A 7,922-nucleotide genomic window follows, 5' to 3' on the forward strand; every position below is an offset into this window, starting at 1 on the left:
CAGGGCGGTGTGTCAGTCAACATTTTTGGTACTGACAGACCGCCTTCGCGAGCAAGCCCGCTCCCACACAAGCTCGCTCCCACATTGACTGCATTTGCAGCTTTAGAAGGGTGCCGGGCACTCGAAGCGCAGGCGCTCGCCGCTTTGCGGATGGGTGAAGCTGAGCATGCTCGCGTGCAGGCACAGGCGCGGCCAGGCGGCCAGGGCTTGTTCGTGGGCGTACAGGCCATCACCCAGCAGCGGGTGGCCGATAGAAAGCATATGCACGCGCAACTGGTGCGAACGCCCGGTAATCGGCGTCAGCTCCACACGGCACCAGTCGCCACAGCGTTCCAGCACTTTCCAGAAGGTCAGCGCGTGTTTGCCGAACTCGTGGTCCACCACATGGCGCGGCTTGGTCGGCGGGTCGTAGCGCAGGGGCAGGTCGATGCTGCCGCTGTCCAGTTCCGGTTGGCCCCAGGCCAGGGCGGTGTAGGCTTTTTCGGTTTCACGGTCGTGAAACTGGCGGGACAGTTCGCGGTGCGTGTCGGCATCGCGGGCCAGCAGGATGATCCCCGAGGTTTCCCAGTCCAGGCGATGGACGATGCGGGCTTCCGGGTAGCCGTTTTCCTGCAGGCGGGTGATCAGGCAGTCCTTGTTGTCGTCGGCGCGGCCAGGCACCGAGAGCAGCAGGGTCGGCTTGTTCACCACCAGGACAGCGTCGTCCTGATGGAGGATATGGATATTGGACAGCGGCATTAAACAGCCTCGTAACAAACGCCAACGGCGGCTCGCCCACCCGTTTCCCGCAAAGGGATCAAGGTGCGTGAGCCGCCGTGGCGACCGCCTGTTCGCTTAACGATCAGGCAGGGTGATATTGAGTTCCAGAATCGAGCAGCTGCCGTCGTTTTCCAGGGCGACATGCACGTCATCGTTGCCGATATTGACGTACTTGCGGATCACCTCGACCAGTTCCTTCTGCAAGGCTGGCAGGTAGTCCGGCGTACTGCGTTGGCCGCGTTCGTGCGCCACGATGATCTGTAGACGCTCTTTCGCTACCGACGCGGTACTTGGCTTTTTGTTGGCGCGAAAGAAGTCGAGAAATTTCATTGTTTAGTTGCCTCCAAAGATACGCTCGAAGAATCCCTTCTTCTTTACATCGAGGAAGCGATGTTCCACGGTCTTGCCGAGCAAGCGATCAACTGCATCGCTGTACGCCTGGCCGGCGTCGCTCTGGTCATCGAGAATCACCGGCACGCCCTGGTTGGATGCCTTCAGCACGGCCTGGGATTCCGGGATCACGCCCAGCAGGGTCACTGCGAGGATGTCCTTCACGTCTTCCACACCGAGCATTTCGCCATTGCTGACGCGCTCAGGGTTGTAACGGGTCAGCAGCAGGTGTTCCTTGATCGGGTCTTCACCCTTTTCGGCGCGCTGGGACTTGCTGGCCAGCAGGCCGAGCATGCGGTCCGAGTCACGTACCGAGGACACTTCCGGGTTGGTCACGACGATGGCTTCATCGGCGAAGTACATCGCCAGGTGAGCACCGGTCTCGATGCCGGCCGGGGAGTCGCACACCACGTATTCGAAGGTTTCCTTCAGTTCAGCGAGGACTTTGCCTACGCCTTCCTTGGTCAACGCATCTTTGTCGCGGGTCTGGCTGGCGGCCAGTACGTACAGGTTCTCAAGGCGCTTGTCCTTGATAAGGGCTTGCTGCAGGTTGGCTTCGCCGTTGACCACGTTGACGAAGTCGTACACCACGCGGCGTTCGCAGCCCATAATCAGGTCGAGGTTACGCAAACCGACGTCGAAGTCGACGATGACTGTCTTGTGGCCGCGCAGAGCGAGGCCGGTACCGATAGCGGCGCTGGTGGTGGTCTTACCCACACCACCCTTGCCGGATGTAACCACGAGAATCTTGGCCAAGGTGTTTCACCCCTAAGGAAAAAGGACTTTTCAGTCCCTGAAAAACATCTCTTGATACTCGCCGCAGGCGGACAGCCTTTGTAGGGAAAAGACGGGTTTGCGCAGGAAAAACGCCAACCTTCAAATGTTCCTACACAAGTAATGCCAGTTTCGCTGTGCTATCAGAGTCTAGAGATGCTTGGAAAATGCGGCAGTATCCGTTAAAGACGGATGATGTTCAACACATCGCCCGACAGGCTGACCTGCACCCCCGCCCCCCAGAGCGGATCACGGCGCAAATCTTCGGAAACCTTGTACCGGCCTGCGATGGACACTAGCTCAGCGGTCAATTGCTGGCAAAAAATCCGCGCCTTGGTATCACCCTTGATGCCGGCCAGGGCACGGCCACGCATCGGGCCGTATACATGGATGTTGCCATCGGCGAGAAGTTCCGCCCCGGGACTGACCGAGGAGATCACTACAAGGTCGCTGCCCTCCGCGTAAATCTGCTGCCCGCCGCGTACGGGCGAGGTGATGATCTTTGTAGGCTTGATCGTCGGAGCCGGCGGTTTTTCCGGTTTTTTCTTCTCTTCAGCGACCAATGGTTCGATGGGACGCTCGCGCGCGCCGGATGGCGGCAGTACTGGCAGTTCAATGGCGATGGCCGCGGCAATGTCTTCGATACGGCTGGCACGAATCGCCAGGGTGCGCAGGCCATGGGAGCGGCACACGCGCATCAGGCCGGGCAGGTCGATCAGGCCCTGGCCAGCGGGGAGTTTATCCAGGGCCAGTACCAGCGGGGCATTGTTGAAAAAGTTCGGCGCCAGGGCGACCTTGGCGGCCAGTTGGCGGTCCAGGGCGTCGGGGTCGTTGCGGGCCAGTTCCAGCACGGTGATGGCGAGCATGCTGCCTTTCAGCTGGAACACGGGATCTTGGTCTAGCGGTTCGGTTTGGCTCATGGTCGGCATAAAGCGGCTTGTCACGAAAAGTGTCGAGACTTATAACGAGAACATCCACTGGCCGCAAGCCGAGTCGAACCGTTGTAGAATGCGCGGCCCTGTCTTTACCGGAATCTGTAATGGATCGCCCGCGTTTTCGAGCTGTATTTTTTCACCCGCGTTTCTGGCTGTTATGGCTGGGGCTCGGCCTGCTGTGGCTGGTCACCCAGTTGCCGTACCGTGCGCTGTTGACCATTGGTCGCCTGCTGGGTGCGGGGATGTACCGTGTGGCCGGTGAACGCCGCCGCATCGCCGCGCGAAACCTGGAACTGTGTTTCCCGGAAAAATCCGCGAAAGAGCGTAAACATTTGCTTAAAGAAAACTTTGCCTCCACCGGCATTGCCTTCTTTGAGATGGCCATGAGCTGGTGGTGGTCGCGCCAGCGCCTGGCGCGCCTGGCCCATGTCGAAGGGCTGGAACACCTCAAGCAGGCCCAGCTGGATGGCAAGGGCGTGATCCTCATGGCACTGCATTTCACTACCCTGGAAATCGGTGCGGCGTTGCTTGGGCAGAAGCACACCATCGATGGCATGTACCGCGAACACGGCAACCCGTTGTTCGACTTTATCCAGCGCCGTGGCCGTGAGCGCCACAACCTCGACTCCCTGGCCATCGAGCGCGAAGACGTGCGCGGCATGCTCAAGCTGCTGCGTGCCGGTCGGGCGATCTGGTACGCGCCGGACCAGGACTACGGCGCCAAGCAAAGCATCTTTGTGCCGCTGTTCGGCATCCAGGCCGCCACGGTGCCGGCCACCAGCAAGTTCGCCAAGCTGGGCAAGGCGTTGGTGGTGCCGTTCACCCAGGAGCGCCTGGCGGACGGCAGTGGTTACCGGCTGGTGATCCATCCGCCGTTGACCGACTTCCCGGGCGAAAGCGATGAAGCGGATTGCCTGCGCATCAACCAGTGGGTCGAAGCCTCGGTGCGCCAATGCCCCGAGCAGTACCTGTGGACCCATCGCCGCTTCAAGAGCCGGCCACCGGGCGAGCCCAAGTTGTACGAAAAACGCCGAAAATAAGACCGACCTTTCCCCACATGGAGTGACGCGATGCGCCCAGCTGAACCGGTTACAGGCTTGATTCTTTCCGGCGGTGGGGCGCGAGCGGCGTATCAGGTGGGGGTGTTGGCGGCGATTGCCGAGCTGTTGCCACCGGGGGCGCCCAACCCGTTTCCGGTGATTGTCGGCACCTCGGCCGGCGCGATCAATGCCGTCAGCCTGGCCAGTGGGGCTACGGATTTCACCGCGGCGATCCAACGCCTGACGGCCTTCTGGCAGGGCTTTCGCAGCCACTTGGTGCTACGCAGTGACTGGCCGGGGGTGATTCGCCAGGCGGGTCGTTTCTTTATTCACAGCTTGCTGGGGCTGGGTTCGCAGGTGCCGGTGGCGCTGCTCAACAGCACGCCGCTGAAGGCGTTGCTCAAGGACAAGCTGCACCTGGCCGGTATCGACGAGGCCATCCGCAACAAGCACCTGCATGCGGTTGCGGTGACGGCGTTCGGTTATGAGTCCGGGCAGGCAGTGACCTTCTATCAGGGCGGCGGCACCATCGACGCCTGGTTGCGCCATCGGCGTATCGGCGTGCCCACGCAATTGTCGGTTGAGCACCTGCTCGCCAGTTCGGCCATCCCGTTGCTGTTTGCCCCGGTGAAACTCGACCAGGAATACTTCGGCGACGGCGCCGTACGCCAATCCGCGCCCATCAGCCCGGCCCTGCACCTGGGCGCCAGTCGGGTGCTGGTGGTGGGCGTCAGCGGCAACCCACGTGGCAATGAGCCGGCTGTGCAGCGCACGTTCACCGGCCAGGAGCCGACGCTGGCGCAGATCGGCGGGCATATGCTCAACAGCACGTTTATTGACAGCCTGGAAAGTGATATCGAACTGCTGGAGCGCCTCAACCAGTTCAGCCATTTCCAACCGGCCGACAGCGCGGCCCGTGGCCTGGCGCCGGTGGAAGTGCTGGTGATTGCGCCGAGCCAGCCCATCGATGAGATCGCGGCACGGCATCGCCAGGAATTGCCGGCGGCGTTGCGCCTGTTCTTGCGCGGGCCGGGGGCGACCAAGACGAGCGGGGCGGGGGTGTTGAGTTACTTGCTGTTCGAGGCGGGGTATTGCAGCGAGTTGATCGAGCTGGGGCGGCGGGATGCGTTGGCCAAGCGCGATGAAATCACCCGGTTCTTGGGGTTGCCCACAGTCTGAATGTGGGAGCGGGCTTGCTCGCGAATACGGTGTGTCAGTCACAGGTATTTCGACTGACCTACCGCATTCGCGAGCAAGCCCGCTCCCACACAAGCCAGCTCCCACAGGAGACTGGCGCCGCCCGTTAGAAGTGGTACTTGACCAGGAAGCTCGCCGTGTCCTGGTTGGTCTTGAACGCACCGGAATCTTCGATCCCGTACTTGTTCTTCCAGTAGTCGTATTCAAAACCGACATACAACTGCTTCGCGCCCCAGTTCATCGCCTTGCCCAGGTCATATTTGACCTGCGGGTTGAAGTGCAGGTTGGCGTGGTAAGTGCCACGGGCGTTCTTGTCGTTGTCCACCACCCAATCCATAAAGCCATCGATCAGGATGTCGGAGTTGCCCACTGGCAGGGTGTAGGCCCATACCGGGGTGATCTGCCAGACGCCATCGCCCGGGCGATTGCCTTCGGTCTGGCGCTGGTAGAAGTTCAGTTGGAAGTAGTCGAAGCCCGGCACGTTCAGGTCAAAGCCAGGGCCGAACAGGTACGACTCGTTGTCGCCTTCGCCGAACTCGTAAGTGAAGGCCAGCAGCACGTCCTTGATCGGGCCAAAGGACAGGTCTTGGTTAAAGATCTTGCCGAACGACAAACGTGGACTGATTTCGCCGTAGTAAGTACTTGGGCCGACGTTGCCATCTTCCTTGCCGTTGTAAAAGATGCGGTCGACAAACAGGAAGTTGTCGCCGTACTTCCAGGCATCAGCATGTTCGAACGTGACGGTTTGCTGGATCTGTGGGTTGACGGTGAAGTTCTTGCCCCACAAGTAAGTCAGGCTGTTGTTTTGCCACTGCAGCAGGTCACCGGCCACGGCTTGGCCACCGGCCAGCAGGGATCCCGCCAGCATCAGGCCTTTGAACATAGGTTTCATTCGGTTGCTCCCGAGTTAAAGTTTTGTGGTTTTTCTTCTACGCAGGCGCTCTGGTGTGGCGCCTTTTGGTTCGCTGCAAAAATCGTCTGTTCGGTCAGCTTTAATGCTTTTAGCAAGAGCTGCGCCAAGGTGTTTAAAAAGCCAAAAAATCCCCGTCGGCTGCATGGGATGCAGTCGAATTCAAGGGACGTTTGCGCACTTTGGCAGCAGACATTAGGCCGGGATAAGTTGGCCTTGCAGTCAGCTTTTACATTCGCTGTTTTTTTTTGAGTCGATTCGAGCGGGCGCGGAGAATACTGGCTCCAAAGCCTTGGCTCAAGTGCGCTGTTAAAGAGCGCGTGGGGCGAGAATGGGGCACGGCTTGTGGCCGGCCCCGGGTGAATGGCGTGCATGTCGGTGTTCCCTGTCTGTTTTTGTTTTTGTAATTAACGAAGGAATCAATGCGAGTGGGCAACTTGCGGGCGTTCCGCGCCGCCGAGGATGTTGAACAGCACATTCAGCGACAACGCGCTGAGGGTGGCCATGGCAATGCCACTGTGGGTAATCGGGCTCATCCACAGCGGCAGTTGCGCGAAGAACTCCGGGCGTACCACCGGGATCAGGCCCATGCCGATACTCACCGCCACCAGCAACTGGTTGCGGCGGTCGGCGATGTCGGCTTCCTGGAGGATCTTGATCCCGGTCGCCGCCACCATGCCGAACATGGCAATCGCCGCGCCGCCGAGCACTGCCGGCGGAATCGACGCCACCAGGTATGCGGCCTTGGGCAGCAGGCTCAACACGATCAGGAACGCGCCAGCCATGATCGTCACCGAACGGCAGCGCACGCCGGTCATCTGCACCAGGCCGATGTTCTGCGCGAAGGACGAGTGGGTGAAGGTGTTGAAGAACCCGGCGACAAACGATGCGCCGGCATCACACAGCAGGCCACGGCGCAGCATTTTTGGAGTGACATCCTGGCCGGTGATCTTGCCCAGCGCGAGAAACATCCCGGTGGACTCGACAAAGATAATCACCACCACCAGGCACATCGACAGGATCGGCGCCAACTCGAACTTGGGCATGCCGAAGTGCAACGGTGTCACCACCTGCACCCACGGCGCCTGGGCCAGGCCGCTGAGGTCGACCATGCCGAGCAGACCGCACAGCACGTAGCCCAGGCCCATGCCGATCAGCACCGAGATGTTCACCCAGAAGCCGCGCATGAAACGGTTTATCAGCAGGATGGTGCCCAGGACCAGCGCGGCAATCGCCAGGTAGATCGGCGAGCCGAAGGTGGCCGCCGCGCTGCCGCCGCCCGCCCAGTTCACGGCCACTGGAAACAGTGACAGGCCGATGGCCGTAATCACGGTGCCGGTGACCAGGGGCGGGAAGAAGCGCACGACCTTGGACATGAACGGCGCGATGACCATGCCAAAGAACCCGGCGGCGATGGTGGCGCCGAAGATCCCCTGCAAGCCGATCCCGGGCATGCCGGCCATGGCCACCATGCTGCCGACGGCGGCGAAACTGGCGCCCATCATCACTGGCATGCGAATGCCCACCGGGCCGATGCCGAACGACTGCACCATGGTGGCGATACCGGCCACCAGCAGGTCGGCGTTAATCAGAAAGGCGATTTCTTCACGGCTCAGGCCTGCGGCCTGGCCAATAATCAGGGGCACGGCGACGGCGCCGCCGTACATCAGCAAGACGTGTTGCAGGCCTACCAGAATCAGTTGCAAGAGGGGCAGCCGCACCATGGCGGGTGCGGCAGGAATCTGCGGTTCGGCTAACTCGGTCATGCAACACCTCGGATCTTTTTTATTGTTGTGTTGTTTGGCATTCAATTGCCATTTGGAACGTGATCTTTCAAACACTGCCAATCCCCTGTGGGAGCGGGCTTGCTCGCGAATGCGGTAGTTCAGTCAATGCTTGGTTGAATGACACACCGCC

General features: G+C 60.6%; 9 protein-coding genes. 2 read left to right on the forward strand and 7 right to left on the reverse strand.

Annotated elements, in window-relative coordinates; all coding sequences use genetic code 11:
- Nucleotides 1-102: 102 nt before the first annotated feature.
- From NUV89_RS25510 to minC, 4 genes are all read right to left on the reverse strand, one after another.
- A complete protein-coding gene (locus NUV89_RS25510) occupies nt 103-738 on the reverse strand; it encodes an RluA family pseudouridine synthase (protein WP_005789965.1) in 636 nt (211 codons plus the stop codon).
- A gap of 96 nt (nt 739-834) precedes the next feature.
- On the reverse strand, nt 835-1,089 hold the full coding sequence (gene minE / locus NUV89_RS25515; RefSeq protein WP_003175252.1) for a cell division topological specificity factor MinE: 255 nt from the start codon (nt 1,087-1,089) through the stop codon (nt 835-837).
- A gap of 3 nt (nt 1,090-1,092) precedes the next feature.
- Nucleotides 1,093-1,905: a septum site-determining protein MinD gene (minD, locus tag NUV89_RS25520; RefSeq protein WP_017737535.1), complete on the reverse strand. Its 813-nt coding sequence runs from the start codon at nt 1,903-1,905 to the stop codon at nt 1,093-1,095.
- Nucleotides 1,906-2,105: 200 nt separating this feature from the next.
- On the reverse strand, nt 2,106-2,843 hold the full coding sequence (minC, locus tag NUV89_RS25525) for a septum site-determining protein MinC (RefSeq protein WP_257783498.1): 738 nt from the start codon (nt 2,841-2,843) through the stop codon (nt 2,106-2,108).
- Nucleotides 2,844-2,962: 119 nt separating this feature from the next.
- Here minC and NUV89_RS25530 point away from each other — a divergent pair, with 119 nt between their 5' ends.
- Both NUV89_RS25530 and NUV89_RS25535 read left to right on the forward strand, forming a co-directional pair.
- Nucleotides 2,963-3,898, forward strand: coding sequence for a lipid A biosynthesis lauroyl acyltransferase (locus tag NUV89_RS25530; protein WP_207047171.1), 936 nt, complete (start codon nt 2,963-2,965; stop codon nt 3,896-3,898).
- 30 nt (nt 3,899-3,928) lie between these two features.
- Nucleotides 3,929-5,077 carry a patatin-like phospholipase family protein gene (locus NUV89_RS25535; protein ID WP_257783499.1) on the forward strand — a complete coding sequence of 383 codons (1,149 nt, stop codon included), beginning with the start codon at nt 3,929-3,931 and terminating at the stop codon, nt 5,075-5,077.
- 124 nt (nt 5,078-5,201) lie between these two features.
- On the opposite strand, the gene NUV89_RS25540 is transcribed toward NUV89_RS25535, so the two are convergent.
- From NUV89_RS25540 to NUV89_RS25550, 3 genes are read right to left on the reverse strand one after another with little or no spacing between them, the layout of a single operon-like run.
- Nucleotides 5,202-5,987, reverse strand: a complete 786-nt coding sequence (locus NUV89_RS25540; protein ID WP_124529478.1) for an outer membrane protein OmpK — start codon at nt 5,985-5,987, stop codon at nt 5,202-5,204.
- Nucleotides 5,984-6,379 (reverse strand): hypothetical protein, encoded by a 396-nt coding sequence (locus tag NUV89_RS25545; protein WP_257783500.1) that lies wholly within the window; start codon nt 6,377-6,379, stop codon nt 5,984-5,986. Before NUV89_RS25545 ends, NUV89_RS25540 begins: the two co-directional genes overlap by 4 nt.
- Before the next feature lie 45 nt (nt 6,380-6,424).
- Nucleotides 6,425-7,771, reverse strand: coding sequence for a nucleobase:cation symporter-2 family protein (locus NUV89_RS25550; protein ID WP_257783501.1), 1,347 nt, complete (start codon nt 7,769-7,771; stop codon nt 6,425-6,427).
- Nucleotides 7,772-7,922: the final 151 nt, after the last annotated feature.

The organism is Pseudomonas sp. 18.1.10 (assembly GCF_024655625.1).
GTDB lineage: Bacteria > Pseudomonadota > Gammaproteobacteria > Pseudomonadales > Pseudomonadaceae > Aquipseudomonas.